The following is a 19,589-nucleotide window of genomic DNA, read 5'->3' as shown; positions in this document are numbered from 1 at the left end:
GGCATTTTTATTTATTTGAGCGGAGAAATTAGGCTACATTATCAAACAACTTTTGATGCAGCACTTTAACCACATCATCCGCATCAGTCTTATCAACCAAGATACAAAGATTATGTTTACTCGCACCTTGGCTGGTCATTCTGACATTAAAATCAGTCAATGCTTCAAATACATTACGCATAACACCAGCATGATTAGGAATACCGTTACCAATAACCGCAATCAAGGCTAAGTCTTTTTCAACTTCCACCGTACAGTTTTTCGCTAAGTCATCCATCAATGCAGAAGATAACAGCTCTTTTTCATCCGATTCAGATCCTAACTTATCCAAGGTTAATGATACATTCACCTCAGATGTTGTGATCAAATCAACACTGATTTTATGCTTAGCCAAAGTGGCAAAAATTTCAGCTAAAAAGCCTTGAGCATGCAACATGTTTAAGCTGAATAAATTCAACAAAGTCTGCTCTCGGCGCATGGCTACGGCTCTATATAAAGGGCGAGACTTAGCATTTTTACGGATCCAAGTGCCACCAGCTTCAGGCATTTTACTTGAACCAACAAACACCTGAATATCTTGTCGAACGGCAGGTAAAATCGTAGCTGGGTGAAGTACCTTTGCACCAAAGGTTGCCATCTCAGCCGCTTCATCAAAGCTGATTTCTGCTATCGGACGAGCTGTTTTTACAAGACGTGGATCAGTGGTATAAATCCCCGCAACGTCAGTCCAAATTTCAAGGCTGTGCGAATCCAATGCTTCTGCTAACAACGCAGCAGAAAAATCACTGCCGCCACGACCTAATGTCGTCGTTCTTCCTTCAGAATCACGTCCAATAAAACCTTGAGTCACAAATACATGGTCGCTAACTTTTGGTGCCATTAACGAGGAAACCTTAGCTGAGATAGCTTCAATATCTGGTTTGGCTTTACCAAATTGGCTATCGGTAACCAGTACATCTCTAACATCAAACAACGCCGCTTGTTGTGTATGAAGCTTCATCACTTCAGTAAACAATAACGACGAGCACTGCTCACCAAGAGAAAGCAGCTCATCAATGATGATTTTACTGCGATCTAACACTAGGGCTTCACTTAAAAACTCAATACGCTGATGATTAGCTTCGAGAGTTTCAACGACTGAAGTTGGAGCATCAATATGAGAGAGGATCTCATTGTGGATATCAATTATTTCTTTTCGAATACGGCTTCTATCTTCGTCTGTTACTCTCGGCTGAGTCAGTTCAACTAAACGGTTTGTTACCCCGCTGGCCGCACTTACGACTACTACTCGAATATCAGGATTATTTACAACAATTTTGGCGCAGTTTTGCATTGCTGAAAAATTGGCAACCGAAGTTCCACCAAACTTTGCAACCACTAAGGGCATTTTACCTTTTCTCCATTGCTTACATCTGGAGGGAAGTCATTGATTAAATTGATCCTATTCTGAAAGTTACCAAGGCTGACTTCATCAGCTTTCAGCAAAATAGGGATCAACCTAAGCTCCCCTTGTTCCACATAAAAAATTGCATTTTGCACATATCGTTCACCTAGACGAACGGCTTGTGATTTATCAATAAAAACAGCCCAGCTTTTTTCAAAGTGGGACATATCACTCGCCGCCCCCATGATAGCACGGTAAGGGCAGTGTAACTGTTCTATTTCATTAAGTAACAACTTGTCAAGATGACGGTTTTGACTTTGTGAAAGCAACTCACCTCTTGGATTACAAGCCGTTATAATGGCAAATGACAAATGTTTAGCAATGCGCTGAGTTAATAGAAACTGTGTACACTGATAGTTTCTCAACAACTCTTCAATTGACTGGTTCATTTTGTAAACTCTTATGTCCTTAAAATTAACAGTCCATTTAGCCACTCCATTTAGGTAGAACCATTCTTAACGTCTTTTTAGCGAAACACCATCATTTATGTAATCAAACTCTAGCTACCCCTCTTGTAGTCTATGAGTTTCACCTTTCTATAAATTAATAGAACCAATAAATAATGTTCGCACTTTACGCTTTAAGAACAACACAACCCTGATCTAAACCTTGTTCACCCCTAGCAAAATTTAAATCCTCGACAGTTTAGCAAATGCAACCGAAATAAAATAGATTAATTATCGTTCATAAATGCCTAAAAAAGCCCAAACAAATATAGAAACAAATCGTTAAAAAACAATGACAAATGAGTACATTTGCAGCATATAGAAGTGTCCCTTCCCATTTATTAACATTTTATTTGTTAACAAATGCCGATTGCGAGTACAATGTTAGCGTTAGCTTTGTCATATATCGTTGTGTAGGAAACAGTTCGATACATTTAGACAAAAGGATTAAGCAGGTTAACACCGCCTGTACATAACTGATCTAATTTGTTTTAACATCGAAACTTCAAATAAACATTCCGGCCAAGGAACTTAGACCCGCTGTTTTAATCGAAGTCAGTACAGTTCGCGTTTTGATGCATTAACGAAATGAATCAAAAACATGCTTTGCGACTCTTTAATATGGCTTTTACATTTGCCCAGTAAAGACGCTTCAGGGACTTGTGGTTCAACCGAGACGGCTGAATATATTTAGTAGAACACCCTCTAACAGTAGGCATTGAAGTGTTAAATCAAACTTCAATGCTGATTGATATTGGCACAGATTTGATAAAACTTAGGTAATTAATATGCAAAATCCGCACATTCTAATCGTTGAAGATGAAGCTGTTACCCGTAACACCTTAAGAAGTATCTTTGAGGCTGAGGGGTATGAAGTAAGCGAAGCCAATGATGGCGCCGAAATGCATAAGGCAATGCAGGACAATAAGGTAAACCTTGTTGTTATGGACATCAACCTGCCCGGTAAAAATGGTTTATTGCTGGCTCGTGAGCTACGTGAAATCAACAATATTGGTCTGATTTTCCTTACTGGCCGCGATAATGAAGTTGATAAAATCCTAGGATTAGAAATCGGTGCAGATGACTACATCACTAAGCCATTCAACCCACGTGAACTTACCATTCGAGCTCGTAACTTACTTACCCGTGTAAGTAATGTTGGCTCTGAAGCAGAAGAAAAGAGCAGTGTTGATGCATATCGCTTCAATGGTTGGACGCTGGAAATCAACAGCCGTTCACTCGTTAGCCCACAAGGTGACTCATATAAGCTACCTCGAAGCGAATTCAGAGCAATGCTTCACTTTGTTGAAAACCCAGGCAGAATTTTAACTCGTGCTGACTTGCTGCTCAAAATGACTGGTCGTGAGCTTAAGCCACATGACCGTACCGTAGACGTTACGATTCGTAGAATCCGTAAGCATTTTGAAAGTACACCTGATACGCCGGAAATCATTGCAACTATCCATGGTGAAGGTTACCGTTTTTGCGCTGATTTAAGCGAATAATTTACATTTTCTATTTCCTTTTAAAACCAGAGTCACAGCTCTGGTTTTTTTCTGCATAAAATGCATATAAATTCACTATTTTTGTCCATTTAGTGATTGACAATACTCTGTAAAACGATAATTTAACAGATTCCCCAATATGTCCGAGCGTGACATCTGGTTTTAATTAAATGCGTATTTAAAGAATAGGAAAGGAAAATGTTCAAAACCGATGACATTCGGATCAAACAAGTCAAAGAGTTACTGCCACCAGTCGCAGTACTAGAAAGACACAGAGCCACAGATAGGGCCTGCTCTACTGTATATAACTCAAGAAAAGCCATTGAAAACATCTTAGACAATAAAGATGATCGACTGTTAGTTATCGTTGGACCTTGCTCCATTCATGATCCTAAGGCGGCTTTGGAATATGCAGAAAAACTCAAAATACTTAGAGATGAACTAGCGGGCGATCTAGAGATCGTCATGCGTGTTTACTTTGAAAAACCCAGAACGACAGTAGGCTGGAAAGGACTTATCAATGATCCTTACTTAGACGAAAGCTTCCGTTTAAATGACGGGTTAAGAATGGGACGTAAGCTATTACTTGATCTTACTAATATGGGTGTTCCAACGGCTGTAGAGTTTTTGGATATGATCACCCCGCAATACTTAGCCGATCTGATCAGTTGGGGGGCCATTGGCGCTCGCACTACCGAATCTCAAGTGCATCGTGAGCTTTCTTCTGGCCTATCTTGCCCAGTTGGTTTTAAAAATGGTACTGATGGCAATATCAAAATTGCGACTGATGCAATTGGTTCTGCGAGCCAATCTCACCATTTTCTCTCCGTAACCAAATACGGTCATTCAGCCATTGTTGAAACTCAGGGAAATGAATATTGCCATGTGATCCTTCGAGGCGGTAAACAACCTAACTACAGCAAGCAAGATGTGGATCAGGTACTTTCAGCGCTTTCAGGTGCTGGCGTACGTGAAAAAGTGATGATTGACTTTAGCCACGCTAATAGCTCAAAACAGTTTAAACGCCAGATTGAGGTTGCCAAAGATGTTGGGGAACAAATCCGTAATGGTAATACTGGAATTTTTGGTGTGATGATTGAAAGTCATTTAGTTGAAGGACGTCAAGATCTAAAACCTAATCAAGCTCTTGTTTATGGTCAAAGTATTACTGATGGTTGTATAGGCTGGGAAGATACAGAAATCCTACTACGCCAACTGGCAGGTGATGTAAAAGCCAGAAAAGACAAAGCTTAACTCCCCAAGGGCTATCATTCATTCGATGGCCCATTTCTCATCTCTTCATAAAACGAATCGGCTCACCCCAAATACCATCGAATTATCGAATTGACTCAATAAATAAAACAGATAATCTTATTCGTAATTTATAGCTGTACCAGAGTCAGTCTCAAGATGGAAAAACAAAAAGCCCATAAACTTCCCCAAACAGATGATATTCGCATCCATAAGGTTGAGGAACTGCTTCCTCCTATCGCTGTACACGAGAAATACTCAGTTACAGAGCAAGCCCGAACAACCGTATGTTCGACACGAGAGAAAATAGAACACATTCTTGATGGTAAAGATGACCGCCTACTTGTCGTTGTTGGCCCCTGTTCCATCCATGATCCTAAAGCCGCACTTGAATACGCAAAGAACCTCAATGTACTACGAGAAGAGCTCAAAGATCAGCTTGAAATTGTTATGCGGGTGTACTTTGAAAAGCCACGAACAACCATTGGGTGGAAAGGATTGATTAACGATCCCTATATGGACGGTAGCTTTTGTTTAAATGACGGCCTTCGAATTGGACGTAAGTTATTGCTCGATCTGACACATATGGGCATGCCAACGGCAACTGAATTTTTAGATATGATCAGCCCTCAGTATATTGCTGACTTGATCAGCTGGGGCGCAATTGGTGCAAGAACCACTGAATCACAAGTACATCGTGAGCTATCATCAGGACTATCTTGTCCAATTGGCTTTAAAAACGGTACCGACGGTAATATTAAAATTGCCACAGATGCCATTGGCTCAGCCAGTCACCCTCACCATTTTATGGGGGTGACTAAGTTTGGTCATTCGGCCATTGTATCGACCAAAGGCAATGAATACTGCCATGTCATTTTACGCGGTGGAAAACAGCCAAACTACAGTAAACAGGACGTCGACCAAGTTTTATCAGCTCTTGCAGCATCAGGAGCTCGAGAAAAAGTGATGATCGACTTTAGTCATGCCAATAGCTCAAAACAATTCAAGCGCCAAATTGATGTGGCTAATGACGTTGGCGAACAAATTCGCAATGGAAATCATGGCATTTTTGGTGTCATGATAGAAAGCCACCTTATTGAAGGGCGACAAGACTTTAAGGCAGATCAACCATTAACTTACGGTCAAAGCATCACCGATGCTTGTATTGGATGGCAAGATACTGAAATAGTACTAAGAAAACTGGCTGAAGATATCCAAGTAAGACGCTCAAATAGCTAATAGAGCACGATGGCACAAATGATCAAGTTGATTCATTTGTGCTTTTTCCTTTATTTCAACTTAACAACTCTGTATTCATTCCCCCCTTGCATTCCATTCAAAAATCTTTGAAGATCTCGGTTTGCTTGTTCAACGATGAAAGTTATGACTCAATCTTGCTCTACTCCATTAGCCGAGGCTATTCGTCCTTTGTTTCCAACCTTGGCTCAATCGAGCGAAGGGCAAGCTCTATGTTATCTAGATACCGCAGCCACCAGCCAAAAGCCGAGCTCTGTCATCGAGCGGATGCAAACCTATTATCAAGATGAAAATGCTAATGTTCACCGTGGAGCTTACCGATTATCAGCACAAGCAACCCAAAATTACGAACAGGTTCGAGATCAAGTTCAAAGCTTTATTCAGGCTAAACATCGCCAAGAAATCATCTTTACTCACGGCACTACCGAAGCGATCAATATGGTGGCGTGGGGACTAGAAGCTCAATTGACTAAAGGTGACGTGATTCTGGTCGATACCGCTTCCCATCACGCCAATATTGTACCTTGGCAACAATTAGCTAAACGAACAGGCGCAGAGGTAAAAGCAATAGGTTTAACGGCTGATCATCAATTTGATCTTGATGCCTATCGACAGCAATTAAAGTTGCGGCCTAAAGTCGTCGCAGTCCCTCATATCACCAATGCTTTAGGCACCGAAAATCCTGTTGAAACGATCATTCAACTAGCCAAACAGGCTAGTGCAATCACCTTAATCGACGGCGCTCAGGCTATTGCTCACCGGCCAGTAAACGTTGCCGAATTCGATTGTGATTTTTATGTGTTTTCAGGCCACAAAATGTATGGACCTACGGGAGTTGGTGTTCTGTACGGCAAGCTTTCACAACTTGAAAAGCTGCAACCTTTATTGACTGGCGGCGAAATGATAAAAACCGTCAGTTTTGAAGAAACGACGTTTGGTGAACTTCCTAACCGCCTAGAGGCGGGAACGCCCCCTATTGCCGAAGTACTTGGACTTGGGAAAGCCATCCAATTTTTACAACAACATCTTACTCCTGAACAACAGGAAGAAGAACGAGCACTATTACAATATTTACAATCCCAATTACAGCAACTTAATGGTATTAAAATATATGGCGCTCATTCGTCAAACATGGCAGTCGTTGCCTTCAATGTAAATGGCGAACACCACCAAGATATTGGCATTTTATTAGATCAGCAAAATATTGCCATTCGCTGTGGTCATCATTGCGCCATGCCATTAATGCAACATTTAAATCTTAAAGGGTGTTGTCGTGTTTCAATAGGCATTTACTCAACCAAAACCGATGTTGATAATTTCATCACGTCCTTGAAAGCAGTACAGGAACTTCTTGATTAATGAATCCCCCAAATTCTGAACAATTTCACTACCAAGCGCCTGACTTTGATGAATTGATGAAGCTGTTTACTAATACAAAAAATTGGCAAGAAAAGTACCGCCACCTGATGTTACTCGGTAAAAAGATACCAAGCTTAGATGAGGAGTATCGTGTAGAGACAGCCCAAGTTGATGGCTGTGAAAGTGCCGCTTGGTTATATCATCAACATATTGATGGTAAACATTACTTTTTAGCTGATTCGGAGACTCGAATTGTCAAAGGCTTAATCGCTATTCTATTGGCCTATTTTCATGGTAAGGCTGAAGGTGATTTACCTCAACTAACAATCGAAGATACCTTTGACACTATGGGGCTTAGTCAACAACTCAGTCCTTCAAGAACCAATGGCTTACAACGTATCGCACAACAAATGAAATTGCAGTTTGTCTAAGGGACGTTCCCAATGGTGTGTTAATAATGCAGCAAATAAGAAACAAGCTGTGAACAAACATTAATTAAATCATAATACTAATTCAAAACTTCATTTTTTGAAGTATGTTAATTTCGGTCTCAATTGAAGTTAAATTCAGTCGAGACCGTTATGGCATCATCACCTTCACCAACAAGTTCTTCTTCAGGCTCACCACAGGCAACTCATAGGGAGCTGAATGCTCTTTTGGTGGATACAGGATCCGCACGGCCACTTTATCCTGCGGGGTTGACTACTAATGGAGTCCACTGGTCTACAAGCCGATGCCCAACTCCTGCCGCAGTAAATTCAATGCATAAACCAGATGATGCCTCTAGAACACAGCAAAGAGTTACTGTTGATTCCCTACCAAGACAAAGAAAAATGTCAAGCAGTACGCAAGCCACTCAGGCTACTAATTTTTCTAAAGACTTAGCTGACATTCAAAAAACCATTATGGATTTTATTGAAGATACCCTCAGTCCTGAGGTTCATAGACCTCCAAAAATTCACTATCAAAAATTAGTGGCTCTAATTGCAGCGAGTAAAGCGCTTAAACCACATACAAGAAATATATTCACAGGTGCTGTATTGTCTGCCGCTATGATCCCAAACAAAGATAACGACGCGTATATTTTGTTACTTGATCTTTTAATGGCGCAATTAACACTATCAAACAGTTTACAACATCAAAAACAAGGAATTTGTGAACAATGTAGGGCTGTACTCCTTAAAACCTTAGCAGCACAAAAAGGGATCAGATCAGGGTACAGCAGTATGGTGACACAAACCTGCAAACTCTTTGATACTCGACACTTTACTCAGCTTCAGCGTACCTTACTCAAAGAATTACTCGACTATGAATTTCCTGTTCTTGATACAGATGCAGTCCGAACTGATAGAGTAAACTTCATCTTTAACAAAATCGTGGGAGCTGAGCCCAAAATCACTATAGCAGGCACCACAAAATGGTTAGCTCAACAAAATTCTTCTTTCGAGCAGCAGCTTAAAGAACAACAAGAACTTCACCAGTTAAGCGAGCTAGAGTCTGTTCCCAGTAAATTACCAGCGACTAAAACGAAAAAGCAGCCAGCTATGGCACAAGGTGATACTTCAGGAAATGGAATGATGGCCGCCAGACCAAAGCCAACTCAGCATGTAGCTACCAAAGCTGCTACCGGGTTACCCGCTTTTGTTCCTAGCGATAAACCTACAGAAATATCCGAAGATGAGTTAGAACGTAGACTCCAAGCTCTAAAAAATAAAAATAGAGAGAGTGCGCCTGCTTCACCTCAAACAGCTACCTCATCAGCGCAACCTCAACAAATTTCCCAGCCTGTGTTTTATACAGTGTCCCAAACAGAAGCAGCTGAATTGGAAGAGGAGTTCGAAAAATTAATGCATGAAGAAGACTCTAGTGCTCCTGCGACCTTAGATAAACCAATCGTAGTCACAATTGGGAACAGTGACAATCATGTAACCATTAAACGTAAAGTCGAAACTGCTGAACAGCAATTTCAAAAATCGAATGCCAGTGAGATTATCTACATCAATGAGCAAGGCCAACGTATTGTCTCTCCAGAAGTTGTTGACAGTTTACTGCCGGGGCTTACATTTACAGGAAGAGTGCAACAGGCTGGTTTTCCCCAGTCAGTAGACAATTCACTTCAAGCTCATTTACTTTCTCTTACACCAGCTATGGCTGATACAGCGAAGCAACAACCAATACGACCAAATACCCCGACTCCCCAGCAAAGCACTGTTAATCAACAAGGAGCATCGGCTTCCCCCAATGTACTTGGCTCTTTACAAGTTTTTGATCCTCAGTTCACTACTTCAATGACCAGTGAGCAAGTAATGCATGAACTTGAAGAAATGGAGGCATTTAAGGAAGTATTACCTCCAGAGGATCTAGAGAAGACATTAACTCCGGCGGATGGAGAAAGAACACAAAACCCTGAACCAAGAATGCCTGTAGAACCATTTGTAAGAACAACAGCACTTGAAAATGAATATGATGATAGTGAAGAGGAACAAGAAGGTGATGAAGCCTCCCTCGTCATGAGTACGATTAAAGCTAAGCCTCCTACAACTGCGCCACAGCCAACAGTTGAAGCAACGAATGAGCAGTAATTCGAGATAGCACAACACTTCTACCCCTCACCCCATAAAGTGTTGTGCTGCTCTTCAGATGAGGATTCCATAAAACTATAACTAACTCAATAAGCTGAGGTTCAATGTGCTTTTGATAGGATTGAGTACATATTTTCAATCCAAAGGAATTATCACATGAGAAGAACCGTTAGCCTTATATTTCTAGTAACTTCATTTTTTTTAAGCCAAGTCGCTTTTGCAAGTGGTATTGTTGTTAAGCAAGCGTGGATAAGAGCCATGCCAGCCTCGTCTAAGGTTGTTCCAATCTACTTAACCATGGAAAATCACAACAACAAGCCATTAGCCTTAAAAGCCATCTCCACCAATGCTGGCAAAGTAGAGCTACATAAAATAACAATGAAGGATGGCATGATGAAAATGCTTCCCGTTAAGCAAATATTGATATCCGCTAAAGGCAGTACTCAACTAGCGCCGGGTGGGTTTCACGGTATGCTAATGGACTTCACCTCAGGTGTCCCTAAACTCGGTCAATCGATCTCTCTAAAGTTAACCTTCAGTAACGGAGATACCCAAAACATCATTGCACAAGTAATAAAGGACATTAGTTAACTATAATTAACTCAATGTAAACAATGCATTAGCTGTTGACAAACTATCCTTATAACATAGCTTTTTTTAAAGGTTTACATTATGGCTAGTGCAACTCCCCCAACATCATCAGCTCCGAATTTAGCAACAGAGCTTGCAGAAGCAACGCGGCTGCAAGAACGCCAGCAGGCATTACAATATTGTGAGCAGCTTTTTGAGCTTCTACCAACTCCTATGCAACAAGCATTAGAAAAAATAAAGAAGTCTGAAGAAGAAAAAAAACAACTTGAACAAGCTAAAGAAGAACAGTGTCAACTAGCAGAAAAAGCACAGGATGAAACACCGAAAGTAACACGTGAAATGTTACGGGAGTTTACCCCCGATCTCTATGAAACTGCTCGTAATAACTTGGAATACTTAATTGAAGTTGCCAAAATGACCAGCCCAAACAGTTATCATCGACCTGTACAGGAAGCCATCGAAACAGACTTATGTCCTCATTTAAAGTCACTCATAGACTTTTTTGAACAACATATACCATCACTCACTATTGAAGAAAAAAAACAAATTCTCAAGCAAATTTTTAACATTCGTCTATATCGCTTTGAGACTGTAGACTTAAGCCAAATAACCAAGCAAATACGAAACACTATTGAGCAATCAGATGAGCAACGTCGTTCACCCTCACCACACACAGGCTATAAACGACTTCTCATTCAAGTAGCGGAAGAACATCGAGAGGTTACCCAAGAGACTTTATATAATGTTTACAAACGCAATGAAGCTTTAAGTGACCAGCTATTTCTTTGTGAGTTACTAGATAAAGCAATACGAAATGGCAGTGATACCGTACTAGAACTTATCGCCGATTACATTAAAGAAAAGGGATATAGAGATCCTTTATTACCTCCTACTCCTTCATCTCGCAGTTTTTGGAAAGATATGTTAGCTCGTAGTACTGAGACTCAAAAACAATGTGTGAGTACACTAAAAAGCTTAGTTTCGGCTTGTAATAGCCAAGAAGAGCTTTTATTGCATAAACTTGTTGAAAAAGAATCGCTTACAGCGATGAAATTTTTAAGAAGTATGGAGCCAGACGTGCTGGTTCAGCGTGACGATATGAGTCTGTTTAACTTTGATAAAGACTCTGTACCAACAAGTGCTTTCACTGACCCGACTAAAGCCCAAGCAGTTAACACCTCTGACCTTGATTTTGAGTGGTTAGCGGTCACCGAAATTGCAGCGGTTGCAGCTCCAATTGACTGGAATGTTAGAAATCCACAAGGGTTACGCCCAATTGATCTTGCTATCATACATCAGCATCAACCCGTTACTGAATTACTGGTTTCTTATAATGGTTTTGATGCAATATTCACACCCAATGCAAGAACAAAAGAAAACATCTTTCATATATTAGTTTTAAAAAATAGCAATGAAGCGATTGCCTTTGTTGCAGACTTAGCGGCGACGAAAGAACAGAAAAAATATTTAACATTGAAACTTAAACAACAAGATATTCGTGGTGACACTCCGCTTCATCTTGCTTACTTGCATCAACGGTATGCTATAGTGCAGGAGTTAACCAAGTTGAAAGCCAACACAAAAATAAAAAATAATATTGGAAAACGGCCTGAAGAAATGAGCAAAGCCACCTATACAAGAACTTAAGCTTTTTGTAACTTTGCCCTTATAAAGGAAGCGTCCTATAGTGAGGTAACTCCAAGGTTCTATGAGTCACCAGCAACACAGTTTTATCAATAAATATCTGATCGATTAAAGCCAAAATTTGCTGCTGGGTTTGAGGGTCTAAACTCTCGGTCGGTTCATCAAGTAAAACTATCGGACTATCTCTTAATAAGGCTCTAGCCAAACTAAGTCTTTGCTTTTCACCACCGGATAGCGCTCGACCGCCCTCGCCTACCCATAACGACAAACCATTATCAGCCGTTAAATAACTAAGCCCGACTTGCTCAAGCACTTGATGCAGGCATTCATCTTTGACCTGTTCACCGTCCGCTAAAGCTAAGGTTAAATTGTCCCTTAAACTAGCAGAGAAAATTTGCGCTTGTTGCTCTATATAAGTAATGGATTGGCATAGGCTCTTTTCTGAATACTCTCGAACATCACGACCATCCAATAAAACTTGCCCTGAATCAACATCATAAATTCTGGCTATTAAGGCGAAAAGCGTGGATTTTCCTCGGCCTGACTCACCTTTTATCAAGTACTTGCCTTTTGATTCGAGCTGTAAACTAAAGTCATCAAGAACATTTCTGCCGTTAAGATAACCAAACCTTACACTTCGAAATTCAATCTCACCATTTTTTACCATTTCTGTAGAGTCAGAATAAGATAAGGTTCGACTTTCATCACTTAAATCGTTTATCCGCTTTGCAGCCAATACACTTGCCGCAATATGCCCACCCGATTGCATTAACGGCATCAGCCATTCCATTAATGCCATAGTGCCAATCACCACTGCCGCATAGATTGGACCTGACATTCGTTCAGTAATTACAAAATTAGCCAGCCCTGTGATTGCCAAAATAACTGCAATACCATGAATAACGATCATAAGAGCTTGGAGTAAACCTTGTCGGTGCACAATTCGTATTTGTGCTTGGTACAGTGCAGTTTCAAAGTCAGTAAGTTGTTGGTATCTTCGTTGCCACGCTAACGCTACGGTAAGTTCAGTTTGAGTTGAGAGCATATCGAACACTTGCTCTCGATAAGACACAACAGCCTGTTGTTCTTGGAGTTGTATTGAGCGAAATAAATGATAACCAAGCTTTGGCAGACCAACGCCGATTACTAGCAGCCCCAACATCAATATCAATGCCAGTGACCAAGACCACCAAGCAAGAGCAAAAATTCCAATCACACTTAATATGAGGTAATGGGCGATGGGAGTGAGCCCTCTTAGATACAGTTGATCTAAGGTATCAATGTCAGTTAACAACCTGTTGAGTACATCCCCCTTCCGAAGCGTTTGCAACTGATAAGTTGCTATGCCCTGTAATCGCTGCCAAATTTGAACTCTGATCTTGGTTAAAATGTTCAAGGTCACTTGATGAGTAACAATGCGCTCAAAATAGCGACCCGCCGTTCGGGCAATCGCTAAAAAGCGCACTGATGCGGCGGGAGTATAAAAGTTGAAATTTTTAATGGTAATGGCGCTAAAACCAGCAATAGCAGTAGCCGTTAAAAACCAACCTGAGACAATTAACAAGCCAATACTTGCCATTAACGTCAGTGCGCCAAGTAACATCCCTAGCCCCATTCCTTGCCAATGTTGGCACCATAATTTTAGGTAAGGCTTTAATGCTTGGAAGCTTTTCCGCTCGCTCATTAGTTTCATATAAGCTCAGCCCCAAGTTTCACAAGCTCAGAATCAGTTTTACTTAAAAAGCTTAAACTCCCCTGCTCAACTATTTGACCTTGTTTCATCACCCAGATCTCATCCATATTTTTGAGCTGTTCGTAATGATGAGTGCTGATAAAACAGCCTCGCTCGTGGGCTTTATCAAGTAACATAGACCAAATGTTTGCTTGACTATCAGTATCCAATGACGCCGTAGGTTCATCAGCAATCACGAGTTGTTCAGAGTTATTCAGTAGTAAAGCCATTGCCAATCTTTGCCCTTGCCCTACCGATAAACCCGTATTTTTTTCTGCAACAGTGAGATCTAATTGTAAAGGGTGCTGCTTAATGGCCGTAACCAACCCCACTTTAGCTAATTGTTGCCACATTTTAGCGTCTGAAATATTGGGGTTCAGTAAAAGAAAATTCTCTCTTAATGTCCCGAATGGCAAGCGAGGTTGTTGCGGTAACCATGTCAATTGCTGATACCATAAAGTCGATTTCAATTGTGATAATTCAACCCCATTCACTTTCAAGCTACCTTGATAAGGATAAAAGCCTAGCAATGCATTGAGTAATACTGTCTTACCACTACCACTTTTACCGACAACAGCGATTTTTGTCCCTTGCTTCCACTGGAAATTTAAAGGCCCAAGGATAGTCCTACCGGCATAATCGTTAATGATCCAATCTTGCGCAACAATACTTAATGCTTGATCTGTAGGAAACTCGCTCATCAGTTGCGGATCAGTTTCTTGCTTCTCAAGCACTTCTACTATCGCCTCACTGGCTGCGACTGCTTGTGATTTAGCATGATAATAGGCCCCTAACTCTCGTAATGGTTGATAAAACTCAGGGGCTAATAACAAAATAAACAGGGCACCAAATAACGATACCTTTACGCCATAAAAACCAATATCCAGATATTCTAAAAAACTAAAACCAAGGTAGACTGCCAACAGTGCAATCGACACTGCAGCAAAAAACTCCAGCACCGCCGAGCTTAAAAATGCCAGTTTAAGAACAGACATGGTACGGCTTCGATAATCTTCAGACACTTTTTTGATCACCGACAGTTCTGATTGATACCGAAAGAACAATTTTAACGTCGCTAAACCCGCTATTCTGTCTGCAAAATAAGCGCTTAATCGTTGAAGAGATAACGTATGTTGTTTACTTGCTATGGCTGCCCCCATTCCAACCAAGATCATAAACAATGGGATCAAAGGTGCTGTAAGCAATAAAATCAACCCCGCTATCCAGCTTTGCGGGAAGGTTACCACCAACAACATCAAGGGAATACACACTACCATTGCCATTTGCGGTAAATATCGACTGTAGAATTCTTGTACTTGCTCCACTTGTTCCACCAGTACACTACTCCACTCACCCGCTGGTTTAGTCTGTGTGTAAATCGGTCCCAATGTATGTAATTTTTCTAATAAACCGTGACGCAGTCTCTGCCGCACCTGCTGGCCAATCTGAAAACTGTAGACTTCTTTTGCGTATCCAATAGCGGCTCTAAGCAGAGTTAAACTGATTAGCCACAACAGAGCATTATTCACTCCGTTTGTAGTCTGTTTAATAATGACTTGTTCAAGCACGGTGGCAACCACATAAGCCTGAGCAATCAAAACGCACCCTTGAAATACACCTAAAATCACAGTAATGGATAGAGGGAGTGAGGACAGTTTGGCTTGAGTTTTTAGCCAAGACAAAATGTGTTTTTCGGTATCTTGAGCCATAGAAACAAATGTAAAGAAAATAACAATACTGTAGCAACTATATCAAACAAATGAGCAAAAAAAAGTCTATGGAGAAAACTCCATAGACAATACTGAGATGAGGATGAAAAAACTTAATAAATGATGAGCTTATCTAGCCGAAATCACATCGAGATCGTACCAAGGCGTTGGGTTAATTGGACAACGAAAACGAACACTAGCTTCGGTTCAATTAAAAGCCCCCTTTAATGCCTTAGCTTATACGCAACTTCATAAGTGCCATCATTAATCATTTGTTGTATTTGCTCATCTGTGAGCGTTTGTTTTTGAACATTTTGTCCTGTTCCACGCTGTAACTTTTGATAAATATGGCCATCTGTAGCCTCTGTACTTGCCTGTTCTTCATCGTGACTTTCCGACTCTGATTCTACGTCTGTGCTAGAATTTGATGTTGAAATAGAATCAGGCCCTAACTCTGTGTTTTGTAGTTGTTCTAACATCGAAATATTTGTCTCAACACTGGTGCCATAAGTGATATTATGTGTCATAGCATGCGCATCATTCACTACTTCAGTGCTTTGCTCATCCCCCCCGTTTTGAAACTGAACATCTGCCGCATTATCTGACAAATCGGTATTTAAACTACCTGTTGCATATAGCGGGTTTTCCCCAGGACTTTTTGCTTGAGATCCATATAATGGATTCTCCCCAAGCGCCTGCTCTGAACTATTCTCTTGAAGATGCTCAATTTCTGTGCCAGCGCTTGCTTCAGGTAAAGGTAACAATCTATCAGCTACAGAACTGGCTGTTGCTTCGGAAGAAAGCTCTCTACTTGAATTGCTTTGCCTAAAATACCCTTTCCTTGTTTCGTGATAGCGTTTAGCCATCGCTTTCTTTTCATCTTCATAACTTGTATCAGTAATTGGCAATGGCCTACTTGAAGACTGACTTTTTTTGTCTCTCATAGTAATTGATGAAGTTTTTCCTTGCTGAGAAGATGGTAAAGCTTCTTCATATTCAAGTGGTCTGTTCTTATAAGCCACACAAGTTAAATCTTGGGACGTTCCATTTTGTACTGTAACCTCTATTTGTTCCTGTTCAGTTTCAGCACCAATATTTGAATAAACAGTCGAGGTTGCAGGCAATTGTTCTTCATCCTGTTCTTGAGTACTAAAAAAGGTTTCATCAACGTGACTGTAATGCTCATCAAGCGCTCCGGGATTTGGCAAACTCGTTGCAGAAGGAATACTCCTCCAACGCTGCATACCTTTCTTTTTTCCTTGAATCACAAGCTGACGTTGTGATACTTGAATCGGATTAATTTGCTTGCTTGCGGCAGGTGGTTTTATAACTTCATAATCATCTTCGTCTACGACAGCAGGATTTGAAATAGTAAAACTGGTAGTGGATGGCTTGCGGTTATATTTACCTGGCATTTGGCTGGCTATAGAGATTTTATGACTTCTTTGTGGATGACCTTCCCAAAGTGGGTTTGAATTCTCATAGATATCCTCTTCTCTTTGTTCGATTTCTCCATCAGTTTGTTTCTTGTCCTTTGAGCAACCAACTACAGTACAAACTATTAGAGTAACTCCAGTTGCCGTAATAACTACTACCGCAGTTGGTATACCAGCAACCATAACCCAAAATGACCAACCGGTTGCTGTCATTGTCGTCGTGAGTACTGAAGGCTCAGGTGTATGGGTAATCGTTGCCCCCATTGAGCTAAGGGTATCAGCAAAGGTTGTGAACTGAACTTGTTCGGTAAATGAAATTTGTTGATCCACACTTATGGATTGTAGGTATTCTAAAGAGGTTAGCTCCACAGAATCAGGAACGGTAGTTGATGGTACTATTTTCCGAGGTTTACAAAATTGCTCAGGATCTATATCCACATCAATGCAACGAGCTTTATCTGGTTGCTGTAAACACTCCTCTTTTACCCTAACCCCTGGGGAACCATCTTCCAAACAAGTGACTTCCTCATGACAATCAAAATCAAATACCTGATATTGGGCTTCTTCAGGTGCTTCCCCATTATAATTATTGCTGCACCAACCTTCTGCAGTTGAGGTTATTGGCAGCTGACAGCCACCATTTTCTGCTTGAAACGCTTTATCTCTCAAAAAGGTGGCCACATCTTGTTCTCCCACATCAACAACAATTACTTCCAATTCTCCAGCAGTGGTTTCATTGATCTTTTGACAAGATACAGTTTGTCTAGGTAGTTTCGTCGGTACTACTGGTTTTGATGTGGTTGAGACTTCAGAAGCTGGGGTCGGTTGAGGCTTTACATTTGATGTCATAGAAGAAGAGCTTGAGGCTGAACCAGAGGTGGAGCCTGAACTAGCTAGAACGTTTACGGACGAGGTTGGGCTAACCGTGGTTGATTGGCTTTCAAGTGTAATGGGAGATTGAGCTGAAGAAAATTGCTCATTATAAGGTGTGGATGTTGAAGACGGAGTGTTTTCAACTGCCGTAAAACCAGATCCTGAACCATCATCTTGTTGAGAGCTTGTATCTTTTGGCTCTGCTCTTTGATTAAGACTCTCATAGTCCCCACCATCACTTCCCACGTTAGTATCATCTAGACCTAAATACCCTGCCGCATACCCAAATCCATGACCCGCAATCGCAGCACCGGCGACACCGGCACTAACTTTAACCAAACACTTAATATTTTCATTTTCAATTTCAATTTTTTTATACTTTAGAGCAACGAATACCCCTTTTACAGCGCCTTTAGCACCGAAAAAACTAATAAATTTTTGTGTAATAATTAATCTAGGATTTGTTAAACGATAACTGGTTAAAAAGATGAATGCTGAATGATTTAGAACCTCAAAAACTAAGCTTGGAGCTCTATTCTTTGTTGCCCTCTCCATACAGTTGGTCATTACGCTTTGAGTTACACCAAAAAAAAGACTCATGCATAGCGTGAAAACAATTTCGGCTGGCACCAGAGGGTTACCGCAGACAAGGCTAATCGTTGTAAGAAGAGCAACTTGATAAAAGACATCTCTACCAAGTCGAGAAAGGGCTAAAATGTAGGGATAAGTTGAGCTTTCTTGGTTTTGCTCAGTCATTAGCACAAGTGAGGTTTCTTCACTCGAACGCTCCGCTGAATCTCGCTCAACTTCGCCACATTGAGCATAATTACCATTTAACTGATTTGAAGAATCGTCTCTTGAGCTTTGACACGATGAGCAAAGTAGTGACGTGCTCATACCATCTCCTTATCGCGTTATCGCGAAGATCAGAAGTTCATGTTTTCATCTCAAAACTTATCCTTAGAAACTGAAATAAAAAACGATCTGTTAATCAATGCCATACGGCTAAACCTAGCAGTACAAAGCTGTACTTTTACTGTATAGGTGTCGATAAAAAGAATCGCCTTCGGTTATTCATATTTGATCAAACCCAAAACAAATATCAAATTAACCATGATTCATCTTTCTGGTGAAACCATTTATATTCGTGATACTTGAAGATGCAGGATTACAGCGAAAATACTTTAAATAAAGAGCATTTCCATTTAAGACACTTAACCATATCTTAAATGGTTTTCAGTGATGGACAGGGGAAATAATCAGAAAGTTACTTAGGGGCTGCTCCCTCCCCTTACCACTTATGCGATTATGCAACAACATTTAGAAGACTGAACTCGATTTTCCATTTCAGGATCAACACCATATCCAAAATAAAAGGCTTGTTTGACCTTTTTCTGGTAATTGTCATCCGTTTCAGGAGCAACTGTTAAAATCTTTAAATCTTTAATAGCCGATCGATAAGGTGACATCAGACCTTGCAGCCCTGCTTCACCTTCAAAATACAAAAGAATCTGCAGTCCTTCTCTATAATCACTCGGAGTACGATGACTCGGGTTATCCTTTACAAAAAGTGTTACGGCCTCTGAAACTGTCGTATCTGGAGTAACTGAAACAAAATATAGCGCTTTATCAAAGCGAATGAAGCCTACCTTTGGAGTGATAGGTTGCTCTTCACCTCCCGCATTAATAGAGCCTACAGTCGAAGCTAGCAATGGTTGAGTCTCAGCAGCCATAAATCCCCTCCAAAAATAACAGGTTAC

General features: G+C 40.7%; 14 protein-coding genes. 8 read left to right on the top strand and 6 right to left on the bottom strand.

Features of this window, described 5'->3' with window-relative positions; all coding sequences use genetic code 11:
* Window positions 1-28: 28 nt before the first annotated feature.
* Both lysC and E2H97_RS03340 read right to left on the bottom strand, forming a co-directional pair.
* Window positions 29-1,387, bottom strand: coding sequence for a lysine-sensitive aspartokinase 3 (gene lysC, locus E2H97_RS03345; RefSeq protein ID WP_133405819.1), 1,359 nt, complete (start codon window positions 1,385-1,387; stop codon window positions 29-31).
* Window positions 1,378-1,833 carry a DUF3293 domain-containing protein gene (locus E2H97_RS03340; RefSeq protein ID WP_133405818.1) on the bottom strand — a complete coding sequence of 152 codons (456 nt, stop codon included), beginning with the start codon at window positions 1,831-1,833 and terminating at the stop codon, window positions 1,378-1,380. Before E2H97_RS03340 ends, lysC begins: the two co-directional genes overlap by 10 nt.
* 845 nt (window positions 1,834-2,678) lie before the next feature.
* Between E2H97_RS03340 and arcA the strand changes: the two genes are divergently transcribed.
* The 8 genes from arcA (at window position 2,679) to E2H97_RS03300 (ending at window position 12,082) form a co-directional block, all read left to right on the top strand.
* Window positions 2,679-3,395 (top strand): two-component system response regulator ArcA, encoded by a 717-nt coding sequence (gene arcA, locus E2H97_RS03335; RefSeq protein ID WP_133405817.1) that lies wholly within the window; start codon window positions 2,679-2,681, stop codon window positions 3,393-3,395.
* 198 nt (window positions 3,396-3,593) lie between these two features.
* Window positions 3,594-4,649: a 3-deoxy-7-phosphoheptulonate synthase AroG gene (gene aroG, locus E2H97_RS03330; protein ID WP_133405816.1), complete on the top strand. Its 1,056-nt coding sequence runs from the start codon at window positions 3,594-3,596 to the stop codon at window positions 4,647-4,649.
* 156 nt (window positions 4,650-4,805) lie between these two features.
* Entirely contained in the window at window positions 4,806-5,885 is a 1,080-nt protein-coding gene (aroG, locus tag E2H97_RS03325; RefSeq protein ID WP_133405815.1) for a 3-deoxy-7-phosphoheptulonate synthase AroG, read from the top strand.
* Window positions 5,886-6,029: 144 nt separating this feature from the next.
* Window positions 6,030-7,262 carry an aminotransferase class V-fold PLP-dependent enzyme gene (locus E2H97_RS03320; protein WP_425466806.1) on the top strand — a complete coding sequence of 411 codons (1,233 nt, stop codon included), beginning with the start codon at window positions 6,030-6,032 and terminating at the stop codon, window positions 7,260-7,262.
* Entirely contained in the window at window positions 7,262-7,693 is a 432-nt protein-coding gene (locus E2H97_RS03315) for a SufE family protein (RefSeq protein ID WP_133405813.1), read from the top strand. The genes E2H97_RS03320 and E2H97_RS03315 overlap by 1 nt, the downstream gene beginning before the upstream one ends.
* 150 nt (window positions 7,694-7,843) lie before the next feature.
* Window positions 7,844-9,844 carry a hypothetical protein gene (locus E2H97_RS03310; protein ID WP_133405812.1) on the top strand — a complete coding sequence of 667 codons (2,001 nt, stop codon included), beginning with the start codon at window positions 7,844-7,846 and terminating at the stop codon, window positions 9,842-9,844.
* Window positions 9,845-10,000: 156 nt separating this feature from the next.
* On the top strand, window positions 10,001-10,435 hold the full coding sequence (locus tag E2H97_RS03305; protein WP_133405811.1) for a copper chaperone PCu(A)C: 435 nt from the start codon (window positions 10,001-10,003) through the stop codon (window positions 10,433-10,435).
* 81 nt (window positions 10,436-10,516) lie between these two features.
* The gene (locus E2H97_RS03300; RefSeq protein WP_133405810.1) at window positions 10,517-12,082 is read left to right on the top strand and encodes an ankyrin repeat domain-containing protein; all 1,566 of its coding nucleotides are present in this window, start codon (window positions 10,517-10,519) and stop codon (window positions 12,080-12,082) included.
* Window positions 12,083-12,101: 19 nt separating this feature from the next.
* Here the strand turns inward: E2H97_RS03300 and cydC are convergent, their stop codons facing one another.
* The 4 genes from cydC to E2H97_RS03280 form a co-directional block, all read right to left on the bottom strand.
* A complete protein-coding gene (gene cydC, locus E2H97_RS03295; RefSeq protein ID WP_133405809.1) occupies window positions 12,102-13,772 on the bottom strand; it encodes a thiol reductant ABC exporter subunit CydC in 1,671 nt (556 codons plus the stop codon).
* Complete coding sequence (gene cydD, locus E2H97_RS03290; protein WP_133405808.1) at window positions 13,769-15,520, bottom strand: heme ABC transporter permease/ATP-binding protein CydD; 1,752 nt, start codon at window positions 15,518-15,520, stop codon at window positions 13,769-13,771. The genes cydC and cydD overlap by 4 nt, the downstream gene beginning before the upstream one ends.
* 224 nt (window positions 15,521-15,744) lie before the next feature.
* Entirely contained in the window at window positions 15,745-18,726 is a 2,982-nt protein-coding gene (locus E2H97_RS03285) for a hypothetical protein (protein ID WP_133405807.1), read from the bottom strand.
* Window positions 18,727-19,127: 401 nt separating this feature from the next.
* A complete protein-coding gene (locus E2H97_RS03280; protein WP_133405806.1) occupies window positions 19,128-19,562 on the bottom strand; it encodes a hypothetical protein in 435 nt (144 codons plus the stop codon).
* Window positions 19,563-19,589: the final 27 nt, after the last annotated feature.

Origin of the sequence: Parashewanella tropica, assembly GCF_004358445.1 — a bacterium.
GTDB classification, from domain to species: domain Bacteria; phylum Pseudomonadota; class Gammaproteobacteria; order Enterobacterales; family Shewanellaceae; genus Parashewanella; species Parashewanella tropica.
This window is presented reverse-complemented; position numbering and strand designations above follow the sequence as displayed.